A 20,011-nucleotide genomic window follows, 5' to 3' on the forward strand; every position below is an offset into this window, starting at 1 on the left:
TCGTATTATAATTCCTTGTTTTTTGTCAACTGTAAATCAGGGCGAAGCGTCACAGCTTCTTCCAAGTACACATGCTGCACATCTTCCTGCTTTGTGTCTGTTTGGACCGTCATTAAAACGCGAATACAATGCTTTAGACCGCCTTGAATGTCCAGCTCCTGCATACAAGTAACAGGCACATACGTCCAGCCTTCAAACTGACGAAGGGCTTTTGCCGGAAAAACGGAGTGAATATCTTGTGTAGCTGAAATTAAGATCTGCACGACACGTTCTGGATCTACTTGGTTTCTTGAAATAATCGCTTCTAGCAGCTGTTTCGTTTTGTTTAATACTTCTGTTTCTGTATCTTCTGTCACAGTTGTAGCCCCACGTATCCCGCGAAACATCATAGACATCCCTCCTCCCGTTTCCATTGTTCGAGCCAGTGATGCAGCTCATCTTTTGTGAAAGACTGCAAGGTGACGTCTCCAACCTGTTTTAATAAAACAAATTGAACGGCTCCGCCTCTTGCCTTTTTATCACCAATCATCCGATCAACAAATGTTTTCGTGGAAATATCTTGAGTGACTTGTACCGGAAATCCGAGTTCTTTCATCCACTCTTTTAGTTCCGTGCGATTGAGGCTGAGTCCCAGCTTCTTTTCGCTCACATATAGCGCAAACTGCATGCCGATTGCAATAGCATCTCCGTGCGTGATAACGCCGTATCCATACTCAGCTTCAATGGCATGACCAAGTGTATGACCTAAATTCAAAAATGCACGTACGCCTTGTTCTTTTTCGTCTTCTTGAACAATTGACGCTTTGACCTCAATCCCTTGATACAGCATATGTGCCAGCTCGCTCTTTGAACATTCCGCCAAAGAACGAATGGACATCAGTTGTGATAAAAAGTCTTCACTTGAAATGAGCGCATGTTTGATGACCTCAGCAAAGCCTGACCTCAATTCAATTTGAGATAGTGTCTCAAGCATACTCGTATCATAGATCACAGCTTTCGGCTGATGAAACGCACCGATTAAATTTTTACCGAGCGGGTGGTTAATCCCTGTTTTCCCGCCAACTGCACTGTCATGTGCCAGCAGCGTCGTCGGAACTTGAATAAAGTCAATGCCTCTCATATAACTAGCAGCAACAAAGCCAGCCAAATCCCCAATGACGCCTCCTCCCAGTGCAATGATGCACGAGGAGCGATCCAGTTGGAACTGAATGGCCTTTGTATGAATATGCTCAAACTCAGCAAAAGATTTCGACTGCTCTCCGCTTGGCACAACCACTTTATGCACAGACCACTTCTGTTCAAGTAATTGAACCATTTCATCACCGTAAATGGCATCAACAGCTGTATCTGTCACGATGAAGAGCTTCGTATAGGAATGCCCCGTGGAAGTCATCAAGTCGACGATATTGCGTTTAATCCCATCACCGATGTATACAGGATAAGTGGCTGAAGACGTCTTAACTTCCAGTGTTTTCATTAAAATTCCCTCTGAAGCTGGCGCATTTTTTCAACATTTTCTTTAATGCGGTCGATTTGATCAAGACCAAACTGCTCAACAACAGCATTGGCGATTTCCCAAGCCACGACTGCTTCTGCGACAACACTTGCGGCAGGAACAGCACAGCTGTCAGAACGTTCAATACTTGCGGAGAAAGGTTCTTTTGTTTCAATGTCAACGCTTTGAAGCGGCTTGTAAAGCGTTGGGATTGGTTTCATGACCCCTCTTACGACAATTGGCATACCAGTTGACATTCCGCCTTCGAGACCGCCTAAGCGATTTGTTTTTCTCGTATAGCCCTTTTCTTCATCCCAGATGATTTCATCATGGACCTCACTGCCATTTTTAGAAGCCGCCTCGAAGCCGATACCGAATTCAACCCCTTTAAAAGCGTTGATACTCAGAACAGCACCTGCAAGCTTGCTGTCTAATTTGCGGTCATAGTGAACATAGCTTCCGACTCCAACTGGCATTCCTTCAACGATGACTTCCACAATTCCGCCAATTGAATCACCGTTTTTCTTCGCTTCATCAATAGCATCCATCATTTTTTGACCTGCTTCACTGTCGTAGCAGCGAACAGGTGACTCTTCCGTTACCTTTTGCAAATCTTCAATCGATTTATATGTCGTATGAGCTGCTTTCACTCCGCCAATTTCAAGAACGTGGCCAGCTACCTTGATTCCTAAATGAGCCAAGATTTGTTTGGCGACTGCGCCTGCTGCTACGCGAACGGTTGTCTCACGGGCTGATGAACGCTCTAATACGTTTCGCATATCACGATGTCCATATTTAATCGCACCATTTAAATCTGCATGCCCTGGTCTAGGGCGTGAAATTTGACGCTTCATTTCACTCTCTTCTTCTTCTGTGATCGGCTCTGCCCCCATCACCTTTGTCCAATGCTTCCAGTCATTGTTTTCAACGACAAGTGCAATAGGAGAACCTAATGTTTTCCCGTGGCGAACACCACTTAACACTTTCGCTTGGTCTTTTTCAATCTGCATTCTTCTACCGCGGCCGTGACCTTTTTGTCTTCTAGCCAATTCATAATTGATGTCATCCTGCTCTATGTAAAGACCCGCTGGAACGCCTTCAATAATGGTGGTCAATTGTGGACCATGTGATTCACCTGCTGTTAAGTATCTCATGACTCGATCTCCCTTCATCGCATTAACGCTTTTAAGTAAAACTATGATAACACACTTACTACTAAAAAGTCAGCTACAACCCCTTCTTTTGATAAAAGAAAGTATCAGCAGATGTCAGTCCAAACTTTTCCGGGTGAAAAATTTGTTCAGTTGAACCAACAAATAATACGCCATTTGGTTTTAAACTGCTGCTCATTTTCATGTAAATTTCTTCTTTTGCCTCTTCTGTAAAGTAAATGAGGACATTTCGGCACACGATAAGATCAAGCTGTTTTTCATAAGGATCTGCTAAAAGGTTGTGCTTTTTAAATTGAATGTGCTTTCGCACCTCATCCTTCACAGTGTAAAATGAAGAATCTGCTTTTGTGAAATATTTTTGCTTGATTTGATCTGGTACCTCTTGCAGTGATCGTTCATGATATTTTCCTTTTTGAGCTGATTGCAGAACTTTATCATCAATATCAGTTGCAATAATTTGGAAGTCCTTCACAAGCGGATGGCTTGATAGAAGCATTGAGAGTGTATACGGCTCCTCTCCTGTCGAACATGCTGCACTCCATATTTTTAGGGTCCCGCTGTTTTTCGAAAGCAGTGGAAGAATTTTTTGATCAAGCACTTCCCAGCGCTGATAGTTTCGGTAAAATTCTGACACATTGATCGTCATTCGATCCATCGTCTCATCTAATAGTGCTCTATCCTTTTCAAGGGCAGCCGCGAATGCTTCAAAATCTCTATATCCTTTTTTATCATAAAGTGACGTTAATCTTCGTTTCATTTGTGCTTCTTTATATAAATTCAGATCCACCCCGGTTAGTTTTTTCCATTTTCCGACAAATACTTGATATTGATCCATCAAAGTCCTCTCCTGTCTCATCTATCTTTGTCCTAGTATAGCTGTTTTTATCGAAAATTTGTATCTTCTCATGCGAATTTTCGTGTAGAAATATTCATATAAAAAAAGCCAAAGTGCTCATTTGATGAACACCTTGGCTTGAACCTTAATAAATCCAGCTTGAGATGGTTTGATCCCAGTTTGTGAGTTCTTCTTGTTTGAAGAATAAGTTGATTTCTCTTTCAGCACTTTCTGGTGAGTCTGAGCCATGGATAATGTTTTTGCCAACCGTCAATCCATAGTCCCCTCTTATTGTGCCCGGAAGCGCTTCCTTCGGGTTTGTTTTGCCGATAATCTGTCTTGTTACATCTACTACCTGCTCACCTTGCCATACCATTGCAAATACTGGTCCTGACGTAATAAAGTCAACCAATTCCCCGAAAAATGGTTTTTCTTTATGCTCACCATAATGTGTTTCTGCTACTTCTTTTGGAATACTCATTAGTTTTGCACCAACAAGCTGAAGCCCCTTTTTTTCGAATCTTGACACAATTTCACCGATTAATTGTCTTTCCACACCATCAGGTTTGACCATAAGAAATGTTTTGTCCATATACGTTCTCCACCCCGTCGTTTATGTATGTATAGGCTTACATTGTTACAAAGTGATCGTATCATTTTTTTTTATAATAATCAATTTTTGACAAAAAATTTCACAAAAAAACCAATCAACAACATGTTGATTAGAATTTTCGTTTTCCAATATATTTGGCAATGGAGGCGAGTGACGTTTTCGCTCGTCCTCGAGGAAGTTTGTCCAGCTGTTCAAATGCTTTTTTCAAATACATTTCACTCACTCGAATCGAGCGGTCGATCGCATCTGTTTGTTTGAGATGTTCAATCACAGGCTTCAGCTGCATTTCCGTTGTTTCACTATTAATCAGCTTTAATTGGCCTTCGAGTGCCTGGTTCTTCAGTGCATATAAAACCGGGAGTGTGACATTTCCTTGTAAAAGGTCTCCTCCAACAGGCTTACCAAGCTCTTCTTCAGTTGATGTGAAATCAAGCACATCATCAATGATCTGATAGGACATACCGACATAGTAGCCAAACCAATATAGGGCTTTATGTGTTTTCTCATCTGTACCTGCTGCTATCGCACCTAACTGGCAGCTACCTGCAATGAGCAAGGCTGTTTTTCGTTTGATTCTTCTTAAATATGTACGCAGGTTTTGATCCATATTGTATTTGTCTTTCACTTGCTCGATTTCACCAAGACAGAGCTCGACGACCATCTTTGACAAAATTTCATGCGCCATTGGGTGATTGATCTTTGTCATATACTCAAGCGATCTTGCAAACAAGTAATCCCCTGTGTACATGGCAATTCGATTGTCCCATTTTGCCTTAATCGTTGGCTTGCCTCTTCTCAGCTCTGCATCATCAATCACATCATCGTGAACGAGTGATGCCATATGAATCAGCTCAAGAGCAACGGCAACATATTTAATTTTATTAATATCATAGTCGCCAAACATGCCTGAAAGGAGAACAAAAACGGGGCGGATTCGTTTTCCGCCCGCTTGCAGCAAATGAAGACCTGCTTCACTTAATAATGCATAATCAGAGCGAACTGTTTGTTCAAGCTCTTTTTCAATAATATCGATATCATGATTTAAAAAAGAGATCATTGCTTTTAGTTTCATAATTTTCACCCAAATATCGTTTATTCAAAGCTTCTTTCCGATATGTGTTGCTGCTACACCGCCTGTAAATGGATGATACGAGACATCAGACAGACCCGCCTCTTCGAAAAGAGCCGCCAGTTCTTTCATGCCAGGGAACGCTTTGGCTGATTCTTGAAGCCATGAATACTCCTGATAGCTTTTGGCAAACAGTTTACCAAAGAGCGGCATGATGTATTTGAAATAGACATAGTAGCCTTGTTTAAACCCAATCATTTCAGGCTGTGAAGTCTCAAGGCAGACAACCATTCCACCAGGGTTCACAACTCTTGTCATTTCCTTTAGCACCGTTAAGTAATCAGGGACGTTCCGTAGGCCAAAACCGATCGTGACATAATCAAATGTGTTGTCCTCAAAAGGAAGCTCCATCGCATTGCCGTGAAGCAGTTCAATTTGATTATAGCCCCCAGTCTTCACCTTCGTTTCTCCAACACTCAGCATATTTTTACTAAAATCAAGGCCTTTGACTTCGCCTTTTTCGCCTACAGCATCAGCAAGCGCAATGGTCCAATCGGCTGTTCCGCAGCATACATCTAATGCTTTGGCTCCTTTTTGAACATTCATGAGCTTCATTGTTTTATCGCGCCACTTTTTATGCTGTTTAAAGCTGATGACAGAATTCATTTGATCATAGTTTTTATAAATTTTTTCAAATACACCGTGTACTCGCTGTTCTTTTGATTGCTGCATGACTTACCCTTCTTCCACTTTCTGATGGTACGCAGGCTCATTTTTCATATGATCCAAGCGATTTAATAGCTCTTTTTGAACGACCGGAGATGAAACAAGATGCTCCTTGATCGGTCGTTTGGCCTTTTCATAGCCTTCCTTCTCAAAGTTGTCAAAACATGCATAGGCGTCCGTATAGCTATCGTTCAAAAAAAGTTTTAAATGTTTGTCATCTTCTGCTTGTTTCATGAAACGCTTATAAACAAGGAAACGACTTGCAATCTCATTCCAATGCGTTAATTGAAAATGCTCAGAAATCCTTTGGAATAACGCAGACTCAACCGTTGCTACACTTTTGTAAAAGTGCGCTGCATCTTGAATGGATCGATCATACAGTCTAATTTTATGTTCATTGATTTCTTTGATTGCCGTTGCGAGCGTGCGGATCATGTAGATGTCTTTCATGTCAGAGAGAAGAGAATAATAGAGACCGCTGAAATAGTCTCCTGCTAGGATGGTCAGCTGACGATTTTTGAATTCGTCTTGTTTGATGGCTGCAGCAGTTGTGACTTCGTCATGGGTATCAAGGGCAATTTGCACAAGCATCGCCGTTAAAATATAATTTTCTTTTTTCTCTGCATCAATTTGAGCTTCATCAAACATTGCATGAAAAAGAAGGAGCTTATCTTCATCGATGAGTGGCGCACGTAAATGCTTCGCCAAATAAGGATGAGAAAGCTTTTTATTTAATTTTATATTTAGATTAGATAAAATTCCGTAGATGTCTTGCAAAGATATCACCCTTGTCCCAAAAATTACAGTTTCATATGTAGCCCTGCACATTGTATAGAGATTTATTATACCATATCAGCTCTCACTTTTATGCTATCAAGTGCATTCAAGTGGTTATTTCTTTGCTTCGCTTTGAATTTCCCCGAAGCTCGTTTGAATGACAGCATCGCCTCTTACTTTGATCGCTGACGTATGCTCAGTAAATTGTGCAATGATGACTTCACCTTTATCGAGCTTTTCGGAATGGTGAAATCTTGTATCAGAGCCTCTAGTTAAGCCGATGACATTTACACCATTATCATTGGCTTTAATCACTACAAAATCAGATGCTTTATTTTCACTCAATCTGTTCACCTTCCATCTATTGAATTAGTCGTTTTTAATAAAGGAAAGCACTTCTGCTCTTGCCGCTGCATCATTTGCAAATGTACCGCGTACTGCTGATGTCACGGTTTTCGCACCTGGCTTTTTCACTCCGCGCATCGTCATACACATATGCTCTGCTTCAACGACAATCATCACGCCATGCGGATTGAGTGTTTCCACCATACTATCTGCTATGGTTGAAGTAATGCGTTCCTGAAGCTGCGGGCGTTTGGCAACAGCCTCTACAGCTCTTGCAAGTTTGCTAAGTCCTGTCACTTTTCCGCCGCGCGGAATATAAGCGACATGCGCTTTTCCGTAAAAAGGTACAAGGTGGTGTTCACACATTGAATGGAAAGCAATATCTTTTACAAGAACGAGTTCTTCGTGGTCTTCACCAAAAATGGTTTTAAAATGTTCTTTTGGATCTTCATTTAATCCCGAGAACACTTCTTCATACATTTTTGCTACTCGTTTAGGGGTATCAAGAAGTCCTTCACGATCTGGATCTTCTCCGATGGCTTTTAATATATCGCGTACTGCGTGTTCAATTAGTTCTTTATTTATTTCACTCATGTATTATATCCTCCAAAGGCGATTACATTTCAATCAGATTCTAGCACACTTCAGATCCTAAAAGCAAAGGAGAGCGTTCTAAACGAACCTTTTGATTCAAAAGGAAAAGCCCCTTATGAAAGGGGCTTTTCTAGACCAGTGTGAAACTGTATATGTATAACTCCTGCAATAGGATCATTACACATAACGATTATTTACCTGCCACCGCGTCTTTAAGTGCTTTACCTGGTTTGAAAGCAGGTACTTTGCTTGCAGGGATTTCGATCTCTGCACCAGTTTGTGGGTTACGTCCTTTACGAGCTGAACGCTCACGTACTTCAAAGTTACCAAAACCGATAAGTTGGATTTTGTCACCATTTTTAAGTGCATCTAAAATTGTATCAAAAACAGAATCAACTGCTTTTGTCGCGTCTTTTTTAGATAACTCGCTTGCTTCAGCAACCGCGTTAATAAGTTCTGTCTTGTTCATGCCTTTCACCTCCTCCCAAAAATATGCATTCAGTAGATTGTTATCATTTCTTCACAATTCATCTTCTTTCTATACACTTTTTTCGAAAAAAAGAGCGTCTAGAAAGCGTTATACATGGCTATTCATTAGAAAACAACTCTTTGAAGGAATGTTTGTCCAACAAAGTGAAGATTTTCTGTAAGTAGATTAACACATATGAAATACCATATCAAGCATTTTAAAGGGAAGAATCCTTATTCGTCAAGGATTAAGGGCACTTTTACGAACGAATATTCCTAATTTCAGCCTGAATCTGACTAATCTTTATACAATTGTCTTTTTATGACTCATTCAACACGCAAAAAAAGACCCCTGTCAATGAGAGGTCTCACATGCTATAGAATAATCGCGATCAAACCGCCTGATCCTTCGTTGATGATTCTTTCAAGCGTTTCCTTCAGCTTATATCTTGCATTTTCTGGCATCAGAGACAGCTTTGCTTGAATACCTTCTCTGACAAGGGAGCTGAGTGAGCGCCCAAATATATCTGAATTCCAAATCGAAAGCGGATCATCTTCAAAGTCTTGCATTAAGTAGCGGACGAGCTCTTCACTTTGTTTCTCTGTTCCGATAATCGGTGCAAATTCACTCTCTACATCTACCTTAATCATATGAATAGATGGAGCAACCGCCTTTAATCTCACGCCGAATCTCGAGCCTTGCCTAATGATTTCTGGCTCATCTAAACTCATATCTGACAAAGCTGGCGCCGCAATCCCGTATCCCGTCTGCTTCACCATTTTTAATGCGTCTGATACTTGATCATATTCTGTCTTCGCATGCGCAAAATCTTGCATGAGCTCGAGAAGATGGTCTTTCCCCCTAATTTCCACACCAACCACTTCTTTTAGAATATGATCATATAGATCATCTGGGGCGTACAGGTCAATCTCCGCAATCCCCTGACCCATTTCAATTCCTGCTAAACCCGCTCTTTCAATAAAGTCAAATTCGCTAAATTGACCAACGACACGGTCAACATCTCTTAATCTTTTAATATCCTTTACGGTTTCCTTCACTGAATCCTGATAACTTTCTCTCAGCCAATGATCTTCTTTCAGCACCATGACCCAGCTTGGCAAGTTCACATTCACCTCTAGGACTGGGAATTCATATAATGCTTCACGAAGCACACTGAGGACGTCTTGCTCTCTCATACTTTCTACACTCATGGCGAGTACTGGAATATCATATTTTTGGCTGAGTTCCTGCCGCAGCGCTTCTGTTTCAGGGTGATATGGTCTCACAGAGTTGATCACCATAATAAACGGCTTTCCAACCTCTTTGAGCTCTTCAATCACACGTTCTTCAGATTCAATATAATCATGTCTTGGGATTTCTCCAATGGAACCATCTGTTGTAATCACAACACCGATGGTTGAATGCTCTTGAATGACCTTGCGTGTACCAATTTCCGCTGCTTCATGGAACGGGATTGGCTCTTCATACCACGGCGTGTTGATCATTCTTGGACCATTTTCATCTTCATACCCGCGCGCACCAGGGACTGTGTATCCTACACAATCGACAAGTCTGATGTTGACATCAAGACCGTCACTCACATGTATCGATGCCGCTTGATTTGGTACAAATTTTGGCTCTGTGGTCATAATGGTTTTTCCTGCTGCGCTTTGCGGCAATTCATCCTGTGCTCTTGCACGATCTGCCTCATTATTGATATTCGGGAGCACCACGAGCTCCATAAACTTTTTAATAAACGTAGATTTCCCTGTACGAACAGCGCCAACGACTCCTAAATATATATCGCCTCCTGTTCGTTCAGCGATATCCTTGAAAATATCGACTTTTTCCAAGTGATCCCCTCCCGGACTTGCTATCCTCGTTTTCAAATAAAATACTCTATTCTTCAATCAAACTTGCTTGAAAGGTGTCTGGACAATATATGTGTATGACGTTGTCCTATTTGAATATGACACCTTTTTTGTTTTGAGAGTATGTTTAGCCATAAAAAAACCTTTCTCCTCATTTATATGCAGAGGAAAAAGGTTCATTCTTGTTTATGACGTCTTTTTTTCTAAAAAGTCAGGCTCACCTTTTTTGTTGATGGTATATGGGACAGAAAACGCAGGTACAAACGGGGTTTCCTCCCAATAGACATCTTGAATGTTTTCACCTGGTTTCAGCTTTTGTTTCGTATTCTTCAAAATATGAGCAAAATCACTGCGGTAGTCCACATAGATTTCGCCATTTGATGAAATCAGTAACGGGAGGGAATTCCCTGTCACCGGACTCATGACCGTAGGCGGCGATTTTAAGCCTAGCTTTTTTTCATTTAACGTATATAAATTGCTTGATACTACTTTGCCGTATGGCGGATATGTATGTTCATCTTGATATATTTTAATTCTAAGCCGTAATTCACTGATGGTTTGCGTCATTTTCACATCGAGCAGTTTCACCGTTGGTTTTTTTTCGACGTCTGTGAGGACATAAATATATTCACCCCCGCCTTCAAAGGATGTAGACGGTACATCGTGTAAATATCTTGGTGACAAGCGCTTAAAGTCGATGACGTACTTCTGATAAACCGGCGTGTCTGCTTCTTTCGTTTCAATCGGCAAAAGACCATTTGTTGCTTTTTGAAATTCCTCAATCGCTGTCTGAACGCTTTGCAGCTGCTCTTCGTATGGCACACGGTTTTCAGTTTTGCGATTTTCTGGATACAGACATCCTGTTAGTAAAATAAGTGCTAACAACGTGACACTGACTTTTGCTTTGATCATCATATTCTTCCTTTTTCTTTATTCATTGACCGGCCCGCTAAATACAACTAAAAACACAATGATGCCTGATATAAGCATCAAGCTGTATGCGACGGTCGAGGCTGTTATTTTAAGAAACCGGCTTTTCAGCTTAAATCGACTGAAATAAATGGTTACTACGGCTAAAAACATGAGCCCCATCGAACCAAGCGCAAACCACATCTTGATTAAAGCAAAACTCATCGTGCCTGTCCCCCTTCAAAACGAACAAATTGTAAGCGTTTATATTTCATTCTAAACCAAAAATAAGGTAAATATCAATCATTTTTCCAATCATTCAGAAAAAAGCACATAAAAAAGCTGAAGCAAAGAGGGGGACTCTGCTTCAGTCATTAGGTCGACTATTTTTCCTCATTCTGTAGAGGCAAAGCTCTATTCAAACTTCATTGCTATGTTATGCAAGTCTTCCCCTTCTTGCATCCTCTACATGCCTAAGTTCAGTCTTCCATTTATTTTGTTTGGTTTTCAAACATGTTTACAAGGTCTTCCATTTCATGTGTTTTCACACGTGCCATCAATGACTCGACAGCATCGTCGACCTTTTTTCCTTCAAACAGGACGTGGTAAAGCGCCTCTGTAATCGGCATGCTGACCTTATATTCTTTGGAGAGCTGATAAGCGCCTTTTGTTGTACGGACGCCTTCGACAACCATCCCCATTTTTTCAAGCACTTCTTCAAGCTTATACCCTTTACCAAGCAGATTTCCGCAGCGCCAGTTACGCGAATGAACACTTGTACATGTCACGATCAAATCTCCAACGCCTGTTAATCCGGCAAATGTCAGAGGATTTCCTCCCATTTTTGTACCGAGACGTGCGATTTCAGCGAGTCCTCTAGTGATGAGCGCCGCTTTCGCATTGTCACCATATCCAAGTCCGTCTGTGATCCCTGCCGCAAGAGCAATGATATTTTTTAGTGCTCCCCCAATTTCTACGCCAATCACATCAGGGTTTGTGTACACTCTAAAGTTGTTGTTCATGAACAAATCTTGAACATATTGAGCCGCTTCAATATTTTCTGATGAGACAGTGACAGTTGTCGGATGACGCAAGCCTACTTCCTCGGCATGGCTCGGCCCTGATAAGACAACAACAGCTTCTCTTTTCTCATCCGGGACTTCTTGTTCAATCATTTGAGATATTCTAAGAAGTGTATCTGGTTCAATCCCTTTACTTACATGGACAAACGGCACTTTCGAAGTGATCAGCTCATTTGCCTGCTTTAATACTTCACGAATGGCCTTTGTTGGCACAGCGACAATAATAGCATCTGTCCCCTCTAACGCCTGCTTCATGTCTGTCGTCGCCTGAATAGACGCTGGCAGTGCGACATTTGGCAAGTAATCATGATTTTCATGTTTCTCATTGATTTGGTCAATGAGCTCTTGTCTATGTCCCCACATGTGTACATCATGATGATTATCAGCTAATACAAGTGCAAGTGCTGTTCCCCAGCTTCCTGCTCCAAGTACTGTAATTTTCTTCATTCTGCTCACCCTTTTTATTTTCTCGCTCTCGCAAATATTTTAATCGGCGTTCCTTCAAAACCAAATGCATCTCGAATGCGGTTTTCTAGGAAACGTTCATAAGAAAAGTGCATAAGCTCTGGATCGTTTACAAACACCACAAAGGACGGAGGCTTAATAGCCACCTGTGTCGCATAGTAAATTTTCAGGCGCTGTCCATTATGAGTTGGTGTTGGATTCATTGCCACTGCATCCATGATGATATCGTTTAAAATATTCGTTTGAACGCGCATCGCATGATTTTCACTAGCTGTAATAATGGATGGCATTAACGTATGAATTCTCTTTTTCGTGAGAGCAGACATAAACAAGACAGGTGCATAATCTAGGAATTGAAAATGCTCACGAATGTTTTGCTCAAATTCCTTCATCGTACGCTCATCTTTTTCAACAGCGTCCCATTTGTTCACAACGATCACAACAGCTTTACCAGCTTCGTGTGCATAGCCTGCAATACGTTTATCCTGCTCAATAATGCCTTCTTCACCGTCTAAAACAACAGCGACAACATCAGAACGATCAATGGCTTTTAATGCACGAAGCACACTGTATTTCTCTGTTGTTTCGTATACTTTTCCTTTTTTTCTCATACCTGCTGTATCGACAATGACAAAGTCACGCTGATTGTACGTAAACATCGTATCTACAGCATCTCTTGTCGTACCAGCGATGTTGCTCACAATGACCCGGTCTTCTCCAAGCATTGCATTCACTAACGAAGATTTCCCTACATTCGGGCGGCCAATTAAGCAGAACTGAACAACTTCTTCCGCATACTGTGTATCCGGTAAGTTTTTGAAGTGTTCTGCGACGGCATCAAGCAGATCACCTAGACCTAATCCGTGCGTTCCAGAAATCGGATACGGTTCGCCAAACCCCAGTGCATAAAAGTCATACACGTCACTTCTCATTTCAGGGTTGTCCAGTTTATTGACAGCAAGTACAACTGGCTTTTTCGTGCGATATAAAATTTTTGCGACTTCTTCATCCGCAGATGTCACGCCATCTCTGCCATTCACCATAAAGATAATGACATCCGCTTCATCCATTGCGATTTCTGCCTGATGGCGAATTTGTGCTAAAAATGGCTCATCTCCAATATCAATTCCACCAGTATCTATTAAATTAAAGTCATAATTTAACCATTCAGCAGAGCTATAGATTCGATCTCTTGTTACACCAGGTGTGTCTTCTACAATCGATATTCTTTCGCCTGCGATTCGATTAAAAATTGTAGATTTTCCAACGTTGGGCCTTCCAACAATGGCTACGACAGGTTTACCCATAGTACCCTTCCTTTCAATCCAGCCGCGATTCAATATGTTCATCATCATGTTTCAACCGGGATTTAAAATTTTCATTCAGTTTTATGAAATAAACCCTTCAAACATGAAGGGTTCAACTTATATATTATATCAATTTTTAATCAGACCACAATGAATAACTTAAAAATGTTTGACAATCAAGTAAAGATCTTCTCCAATTCCGTGTGCAATTCCATCTAAAATGGCCTCTAAATTCATGGCGTACATGTCGAGTTCTTCTTTATTTTCACAGAAAAAAACGGCTGTTCCGCCAATGACCCGCTCTTTATTTGTTGTAGCCACAGCCAGTATGAATTGTTCAATGGTGTTCGCCATGCCCTATTACCTCACTTTCTTTTTTATGAACTCTGTCGGCATTCTGATGGCATTTTCTAAAATGGGTACCTCTTCTAATACACGGACAGCCAAATCTTCACGATACCATTGCGGTAAAATGAACACACCAAGTGCGCCGTTATTTAGATCACGCTTTGCGAGCGGACAGAGCGATGGTTCACCAGAGTCGCGATACACACCAAGTACGTTGGATAAATCAAATAAAATGGCTTGCCGCTGCCCAAGATTAGCAATCGTTGTAGCTGAGTTGAAATTTTTCGGCGTCAAAATAAAGCCCATCCCATGCTCTAAAATGAGCTTTTGCTTTTCGGGCAGTCCGATATTCATGATGTAAATATCATTCACATAAAGCCCTGCCCCATCAAAGCGAAGCTCTCCTTTTTGTATGTTGACGATATCCTTTAATTGGCTGCCAGACATTAATAGCTTTGCCAAGAAAAAACAAAGAATACCGACCACTGTCCCAATAACGAGCGAGAAGAAAATACAGGCTGTGGTCGTAATCAGTGCCGTGAGAATCGCAATATAATTTCGGCTTTCAAAGGCAATGGCAATGCCTTCTATATATGTACTGCCTCTTGAGACTAGCTCATATGAATCCATTTGAGTTAACGTATTTCTTTCCATATTGCGGACATCTCGGAATTGTGTGGCCGCCAGCGTGAGAAAGGTAATCGCCGTAAATTCCTCCTGAATGAGTGCAGGCATAATGATCGCACCAAGCCCTGAAGCAATAAAACCAAGCGCAATGTGAATCACTTGTCCATGAATATACGTAGGGTATTGCCGGTAATCTGTTCTTAACATATAAAGTCTGGCCGCCATCCCAAAGATGACACCAATAATTACAGGAAACGTATAATCCGTCATGTTGATTTTGCAGCCCCTTTTACTGTTTTTCTTGATGAACGGGCGTTCAAGAGCTTTTCAAGCTGATCGACACCTAATAGGAAGATGGACCCTTGAACAACAAGGGACAGAAAAGAGAGATCTCCTATGACAATCGATGATGTAAAGCGGTGAATCGTCAGCGCATAAAGGGCTTCGCCAAGACATACTGACATCATCCATAGGGTGACTCGTTCTGTGAAATGATGTCCATATGTCAAAGACATCAAGATCAGCAAGGCAAATACGACCCAATCCACTTTTATTAGCGTGAACCAAACCGGGTCATATAATGCAAAAATCATAAAAAAGGCATATGCGCTCACCATAGAGCCTAATTGCATGACTCTCATCATTTGATGGCCAGACCGGAATATAACGAAACCCGCACATGCATATAAAAAGGTCATCAAGTACCCCGCATTAAGGCTCATATCAACCACGTATATCATGAAATGACTACATATAATATGGACGAGGACACAGACGCCTAGCACATTGCGCCATGAGCTTTTTTCCATAATAAATGTCACCATAATCCAAACGAACCATATGGACCAATAATAGTACAAAGCCTCCAACGTCTCATCACCTCAATTACATTATGGGAAAATCCCCAATTTTTAAACGTAAGGGATCGCTTTGGGCATTGTATGAAATAAACAAGAGGTGACACCCTAATGGTTGAGGAGGGATGCATGATGGGAAAAGATAGACAGGAAAAACGCTTAAAGGCATCAAAAAGAGTGGAATCTGACCGTGATCAATCCATTCATCATAAAGGGGCAACAGCATTAGAAGGTCCAGAAAGCGCACGAAAAAGAAATCAATAAAAAAAGGCATGTGATGACCACATGCCTTAGATGTTTAAGGGCTAAACTTGATTTTAGTCCTTTTTCTTCTTTGATCTTAAACTATAGTACGTTGTGTCGATGCCTCTTTCTTTAAGCCAATGACTTGTTTCACCTGAAATAACAACTTGGGTTTGTCTTAGTTCTTCAATCGTCTTCACGCCAAGCACTGTCATCATCATCTTCACATCTTCTTGAAGATCTATGATATCAGCGATGAGGCCGCTCTCCCCTCCGCCAGTCAGTGATTTTAAGAAAAAGCCTGCTAGCCCAGCAGCAGATGCTCCAAGAGCAATTGATTTTGTTACATCAAGGGCGTCTTGTATACCTCCGGAGGCTAAAACCGTTTGATCTGGAAAACTTGTATGTACTTCAGCAAGACTCGCTGCAGTTGGAATCCCCCATTGATCAAAATAATGAAGTGCTTTTTGGCGGCGAAGATTTTCGATCTTAGAAAAGTTCGTACCACCAAATCCTCCTACATCAACGGCCGCAACTCCAGCATGAAATAACTTTTTTGCCGTTTCCTTGCTCATGCCAAATCCGACTTCTTTTACGACAACAGGCACACCAACTGATTCAGCGATGGCTGCGATGCGCTCAAGTGCCCCCCTGAAATCACGGTCTCCTTCAGGCATGACAATTTCTTGAATCACATTTAAATGAATCTGGAGCATATTGGCCTCCAGCATCTCGACTGCTTCCTTCGCTTGCTTAATCGATGCTTCACTGCCTAAGTTCGCAAACACAAGTCCATCAGGATTGACTTTTCGAACAACTTCATACGTACGTCTTTCTTCTTTATCTTTCAGTGCAGCCATTTGTGATCCAACTGCCACCGGAATATTGGTTTCCTTCGCTGCGATCGATAAAGAGCGGTTGATCTCATAGGTCGACTTTCCGCCCCCGCCAGTCATTGCATTGATAAAAATTGGCGAACCGAAAGTCAGTCCGCCAATAGTTGTATGTGTATCAATTTGTGATGTCGCAAGATCTGGTAAACTGGCGTGAACGAAGGAAACATCTTCTAAACCTGTTGCTGCCTGCTGTCCAGTGGACAAGGCATGTTCAATATGCTGCTTCTTTCTTTCTGCTCGCGTCAATTTTGATCACCAAATTATTTTAATTTATTGAGCTTATCGCCGATCAGATCACCAAGCTGGAATCCGCTTGTGTTTTCTTCTTTCGCCTGATATTGACGATAATTCTCTTCGATTTGTTTTTCAGGATTTTCTTCTAGATCACGGATGCTTAGTGAAATGCGTTCTTCATCTTCATTCACATCAAGCACTTTCACTTTCACAGTCTGCCCTTCTTCAAGGACTTCATGCGGCGTACCGATATGTTTATGAGAGATTTGGGAAATATGCACAAGTCCTTCGACGCCTGGCAGAATTTCAACAAATGCACCGAAGCTCACAAGACGTTGAACAGTTCCTTCAAGCACATCCCCTTGTTTTACCTTTTCGCCAATCTGGCTCCAAGGTCCTGGTAATGTTTCTTTAATAGATAGTGAGATACGTTCGTTATCACGATCAACAGCAAGTACTTTGACTTGGACTTCCTGTCCTTCTTCCACTACGTCAGATGGCTTTTCAACATGCGCATGGGATAGTTGAGAAATGTGAACCAATCCATCAATGCCGCCAATGTCTACAAATGCACCAAAATCAGTCAGGCGCTGCACTTTACCATCAATCACACTGCCTACTTCAAGCTTTTGCAGGAAGTCTTGCTTTTTGTCTAATTGCTCTTGCTCCACTACTGCACGGTGCGAAAGAATCACGCGATTTTTTTCTCGGTCAAGTTCGACCACGACTAGTGAGAGTGTTTTACCTTTGTAGTCTGAGAAGTCCTCTACATAGTGCGCTTCTACAAGAGATGCAGGAATAAATCCACGCACACCAATATCTACGACAAGACCACCTTTGACAACGTCTTTTACTTCAGCTTCAAATACTTCTTTTGTCTCAAACTTTTTCTCTAGGTCTTCCCAAGCGCGGTCTGCATCAACAGCACGTTTCGATAAAATCAAAGCATCGTCTTCGACTTTTGTTACTTTAAGCTCTAACTCGTCGCCATCTTTCACGACATCTGATGCTTTTTCAACGTGAAGACTTGATAATTCACTGATTGGGATGATCCCAGGCTGTTTCACATTGACGATATCTACATTGACATGCTTGTCCTCAACTTTAGAAACAATCCCTTTCACTACATCTCCAACCTCTGGTACCTGAACATCGATTTGATTCATTTCCTCTGTCATTTCGATAACCTCCTTGGTCCAAACCTACACAGCTTAGTTAAAACGACTGGGCGAATATGTGTCTTAAGCATGATGATTACCAGCCGAATATGTATTATAGAAACATTCAAATCAACAGAATTGCTTGAATGATCAATAAAAATAGTATTAGTATAAACTTCTAATAAAAGACCTTGTTTGTCAAGAGATAAACCTCTAACTTATTAAAGTTTTCTAAAATTTCTTACTGTTTCTCCACGCGGTCTGCTGCATCTAAAATTTTACCTGCTACCTCTTGAATGGAAAGAGAAGTTGTGTCAATTTCAATGGCGTCATCCGCTTTCTTAAGTGGGGAAACTTCGCGCTCAGAATCAAGTTTGTCACGTCTTGCAATCTCTTCGATCAGCTGATCGTAATTGACATCGTAGCCTTTTTTCTGATTCTCTTCAAAACGGCGTTTTGCTCTTTCTTCTACTGATGCAAGCAAGAAAATTTTCACTTCGGCATCTGGAAGAACGTGCGTACCTATATCTCTTCCGTCCATCACGACACCGCCTTTTTTACCAAGCTCTTGCTGCCTGCGGACCATTTCTTCCCGAACAGCTCTGTGCTTTGCGACAACTGATACTTGGTTGCTCACACGGTCTGTGCGAATATCCTCTGTGACATCGGTATTGTCTAGATGAACTTTTTGACCGTCGTCTGTTGAGACAAGTTCAATCACAGTTTTTTTCAGTAATGCATCAAGTGCCTGCTCGTCTTCAAGGTCTACACCATGATTAAGTGCCGCAAGTGTAATCGCACGGTACATGGCACCTGTATCGATATAAATATATGATTTTTTTGCTGCGACAATTTTTGCCACAGTGCTTTTTCCTGCTGCTGCAGGACCGTCAATTGCGATAGATAATTTCTTTTTCATAATACCTCTCCTTGATTGAATCTCCCTTATGAATTGTAACACGATCACCGGTCAAACGGGGGAATTTTCTATCAATCCTTCTGCTTAAACGTCTCAATCCAATCTTCAATGCTCATGTTATTTACACCCTCGTATTGCACGACTTTTGACAAAAAAAGTTCTCCTTTCGTCAAATGAAGTGTGATCTGAATGGCTAATAATAAGACAAGCTGAATGAGCACCGCTTTCAATAACCATCTTTCCATTGTCTTCATACAAAAAGCCTCCACGCTAGATTCTTTCACCTCTAGTATGGAAGCTTTTAACATCCTTTATTCTTATGCTTTTTTTACACGTGTTAAAAGCTGCTGCTGGAAGCAGTACTTCATAATGTGCTGCTGGTGGTCATTTGTGATCTCAGAAAATTCCATGATCGCTCTTGTTTTGCCAGTCTGCTCATCTTGATATACTCGATTCGTTTCTGCAACCGCTTTAATTTTCACAGGCTCTTTCAGCGGAAGTTCAAACTCTGTGACCACTTCTCCGTATTCTTTCAATGAGACACCTTCAGGAACAGCAATAGCTAAGCCGCCAGCACTCATATTGACAATAAACGTGTCAAAGGCTTCTTCATCCGTTTGCATGATCGTCGCTTTGACCATTGTATCGACTCGAAGGTACTCTCTGCGCTGAAGCCGGATCATTTCTTCTTTTGGCGGAATGGAAATAACAATCATCGGAATATCTACTTTCCTCTTCCCGATGACTTCGCTTGTACATTTGTATGGAATTTGATTTTCATCGAAAAAGAAAACGGTGATTTCTGTTTGCTGATTTAAATAGATGGTGCGCCCCGTTTCTTTATCAGCTGGATAATTAATGCAAATATCATCGTTATTATTTTCCAAAACTTTCGATTTTGCAGTTTTCACTTCTTTGTTCTCATTGACATATTCAATTGTGATTGCATCCCCTATTTGTAACATTCCTCATCACTCTTTTCATCTGTGAAATCATAT

25 protein-coding genes are annotated in these 20,011 nt (G+C 41.3%); 1 reads left to right on the top strand and 24 read right to left on the bottom strand.

Features of this window, described 5'->3' with window-relative positions; all coding sequences use genetic code 11:
* Nucleotides 1-5: 5 nt before the first annotated feature.
* The 19 genes from aroH to C6W21_RS06325 form a co-directional block, all read right to left on the bottom strand.
* Complete coding sequence (aroH, locus tag C6W21_RS06230; RefSeq protein ID WP_034661065.1) at nucleotides 6-389, bottom strand: chorismate mutase; 384 nt, start codon at nucleotides 387-389, stop codon at nucleotides 6-8.
* Entirely contained in the window at nucleotides 386-1,477 is a 1,092-nt protein-coding gene (gene aroB / locus C6W21_RS06235; protein WP_106049667.1) for a 3-dehydroquinate synthase, read from the bottom strand. The genes aroH and aroB overlap by 4 nt, the downstream gene beginning before the upstream one ends.
* Nucleotides 1,477-2,649, bottom strand: a complete 1,173-nt coding sequence (gene aroC, locus C6W21_RS06240; RefSeq protein WP_060596745.1) for a chorismate synthase — start codon at nucleotides 2,647-2,649, stop codon at nucleotides 1,477-1,479. The genes aroB and aroC overlap by 1 nt, the downstream gene beginning before the upstream one ends.
* A 73-nt stretch (nucleotides 2,650-2,722) precedes the next feature.
* A complete protein-coding gene (locus C6W21_RS06245) occupies nucleotides 2,723-3,502 on the bottom strand; it encodes a CheR family methyltransferase (protein ID WP_106049668.1) in 780 nt (259 codons plus the stop codon).
* A gap of 145 nt (nucleotides 3,503-3,647) precedes the next feature.
* Nucleotides 3,648-4,094: a nucleoside-diphosphate kinase gene (ndk, locus tag C6W21_RS06250; RefSeq protein ID WP_003216015.1), complete on the bottom strand. Its 447-nt coding sequence runs from the start codon at nucleotides 4,092-4,094 to the stop codon at nucleotides 3,648-3,650.
* 130 nt (nucleotides 4,095-4,224) lie between these two features.
* Entirely contained in the window at nucleotides 4,225-5,187 is a 963-nt protein-coding gene (gene hepT / locus C6W21_RS06255; RefSeq protein WP_106049669.1) for a heptaprenyl diphosphate synthase component II, read from the bottom strand.
* A gap of 24 nt (nucleotides 5,188-5,211) precedes the next feature.
* Nucleotides 5,212-5,916 carry a demethylmenaquinone methyltransferase gene (locus C6W21_RS06260; protein ID WP_106049670.1) on the bottom strand — a complete coding sequence of 235 codons (705 nt, stop codon included), beginning with the start codon at nucleotides 5,914-5,916 and terminating at the stop codon, nucleotides 5,212-5,214.
* A 3-nt stretch (nucleotides 5,917-5,919) separates the two neighbouring features.
* Nucleotides 5,920-6,687 (bottom strand): heptaprenyl diphosphate synthase component 1, encoded by a 768-nt coding sequence (locus tag C6W21_RS06265; protein WP_106049671.1) that lies wholly within the window; start codon nucleotides 6,685-6,687, stop codon nucleotides 5,920-5,922.
* Nucleotides 6,688-6,801: 114 nt separating this feature from the next.
* A complete protein-coding gene (mtrB, locus tag C6W21_RS06270) occupies nucleotides 6,802-7,032 on the bottom strand; it encodes a trp RNA-binding attenuation protein MtrB (protein WP_106049672.1) in 231 nt (76 codons plus the stop codon).
* 24 nt (nucleotides 7,033-7,056) lie between these two features.
* Nucleotides 7,057-7,626 (bottom strand): GTP cyclohydrolase I FolE, encoded by a 570-nt coding sequence (folE, locus tag C6W21_RS06275; RefSeq protein WP_003215789.1) that lies wholly within the window; start codon nucleotides 7,624-7,626, stop codon nucleotides 7,057-7,059.
* 190 nt (nucleotides 7,627-7,816) lie between these two features.
* Entirely contained in the window at nucleotides 7,817-8,095 is a 279-nt protein-coding gene (gene hbs / locus C6W21_RS06280) for a non-specific DNA-binding protein Hbs (protein ID WP_003215863.1), read from the bottom strand.
* A 374-nt stretch (nucleotides 8,096-8,469) separates the two neighbouring features.
* Nucleotides 8,470-9,948, bottom strand: coding sequence for a stage IV sporulation protein A (gene spoIVA, locus C6W21_RS06290; protein WP_106049673.1), 1,479 nt, complete (start codon nucleotides 9,946-9,948; stop codon nucleotides 8,470-8,472).
* 204 nt (nucleotides 9,949-10,152) lie between these two features.
* Nucleotides 10,153-10,878, bottom strand: a complete 726-nt coding sequence (locus tag C6W21_RS06295; RefSeq protein WP_106049674.1) for a hypothetical protein — start codon at nucleotides 10,876-10,878, stop codon at nucleotides 10,153-10,155.
* 18 nt (nucleotides 10,879-10,896) lie between these two features.
* A complete protein-coding gene (locus C6W21_RS06300; protein ID WP_034318888.1) occupies nucleotides 10,897-11,100 on the bottom strand; it encodes a DUF2768 domain-containing protein in 204 nt (67 codons plus the stop codon).
* Between the two features lie 266 nt (nucleotides 11,101-11,366).
* Nucleotides 11,367-12,404: an NAD(P)H-dependent glycerol-3-phosphate dehydrogenase gene (locus C6W21_RS06305; protein ID WP_106049675.1), complete on the bottom strand. Its 1,038-nt coding sequence runs from the start codon at nucleotides 12,402-12,404 to the stop codon at nucleotides 11,367-11,369.
* Nucleotides 12,405-12,418: 14 nt separating this feature from the next.
* The gene (gene der, locus C6W21_RS06310) at nucleotides 12,419-13,729 is read right to left on the bottom strand and encodes a ribosome biogenesis GTPase Der (protein ID WP_034661082.1); all 1,311 of its coding nucleotides are present in this window, start codon (nucleotides 13,727-13,729) and stop codon (nucleotides 12,419-12,421) included.
* A gap of 159 nt (nucleotides 13,730-13,888) precedes the next feature.
* Nucleotides 13,889-14,083, bottom strand: coding sequence for a capping complex subunit for YIEGIA (locus tag C6W21_RS06315; RefSeq protein ID WP_008344527.1), 195 nt, complete (start codon nucleotides 14,081-14,083; stop codon nucleotides 13,889-13,891).
* 6 nt (nucleotides 14,084-14,089) lie between these two features.
* The gene (locus C6W21_RS06320; RefSeq protein ID WP_106049676.1) at nucleotides 14,090-14,974 is read right to left on the bottom strand and encodes a YIEGIA family protein; all 885 of its coding nucleotides are present in this window, start codon (nucleotides 14,972-14,974) and stop codon (nucleotides 14,090-14,092) included.
* Entirely contained in the window at nucleotides 14,971-15,573 is a 603-nt protein-coding gene (locus C6W21_RS06325; protein ID WP_223249527.1) for a YphA family membrane protein, read from the bottom strand. Before C6W21_RS06325 ends, C6W21_RS06320 begins: the two co-directional genes overlap by 4 nt.
* Before the next feature lie 120 nt (nucleotides 15,574-15,693).
* On the opposite strand from C6W21_RS06325, the gene C6W21_RS06330 reads away from it, so the two are divergent.
* The gene (locus tag C6W21_RS06330) at nucleotides 15,694-15,825 is read left to right on the top strand and encodes a YpzI family protein (RefSeq protein WP_064497540.1); all 132 of its coding nucleotides are present in this window, start codon (nucleotides 15,694-15,696) and stop codon (nucleotides 15,823-15,825) included.
* Nucleotides 15,826-15,878: 53 nt separating this feature from the next.
* On the opposite strand, the gene fni is transcribed toward C6W21_RS06330, so the two are convergent.
* The 5 genes from fni to C6W21_RS06355 all read right to left on the bottom strand — a co-directional run bounded on the left by fni (nucleotide 15,879) and on the right by C6W21_RS06355 (nucleotide 19,978).
* Complete coding sequence (gene fni, locus C6W21_RS06335; protein WP_106049678.1) at nucleotides 15,879-16,946, bottom strand: type 2 isopentenyl-diphosphate Delta-isomerase; 1,068 nt, start codon at nucleotides 16,944-16,946, stop codon at nucleotides 15,879-15,881.
* Nucleotides 16,947-16,960: 14 nt separating this feature from the next.
* On the bottom strand, nucleotides 16,961-18,112 hold the full coding sequence (gene rpsA, locus C6W21_RS06340) for a 30S ribosomal protein S1 (protein ID WP_003215529.1): 1,152 nt from the start codon (nucleotides 18,110-18,112) through the stop codon (nucleotides 16,961-16,963).
* Nucleotides 18,113-18,335: 223 nt separating this feature from the next.
* Nucleotides 18,336-19,013, bottom strand: coding sequence for a (d)CMP kinase (gene cmk / locus C6W21_RS06345; RefSeq protein WP_106049679.1), 678 nt, complete (start codon nucleotides 19,011-19,013; stop codon nucleotides 18,336-18,338).
* A 71-nt stretch (nucleotides 19,014-19,084) separates the two neighbouring features.
* Nucleotides 19,085-19,267 (bottom strand): DUF5359 family protein, encoded by a 183-nt coding sequence (locus C6W21_RS06350; RefSeq protein WP_106049680.1) that lies wholly within the window; start codon nucleotides 19,265-19,267, stop codon nucleotides 19,085-19,087.
* 63 nt (nucleotides 19,268-19,330) lie between these two features.
* A complete protein-coding gene (locus C6W21_RS06355; RefSeq protein WP_106049681.1) occupies nucleotides 19,331-19,978 on the bottom strand; it encodes a flagellar brake protein in 648 nt (215 codons plus the stop codon).
* Nucleotides 19,979-20,011 lie beyond the last annotated feature (33 nt).

Origin of the sequence: Bacillus sp. NMCN1, from assembly GCF_002998085.1 — a bacterium.
Classification (GTDB): Bacteria; Bacillota; Bacilli; order Bacillales; family Bacillaceae; genus Bacillus.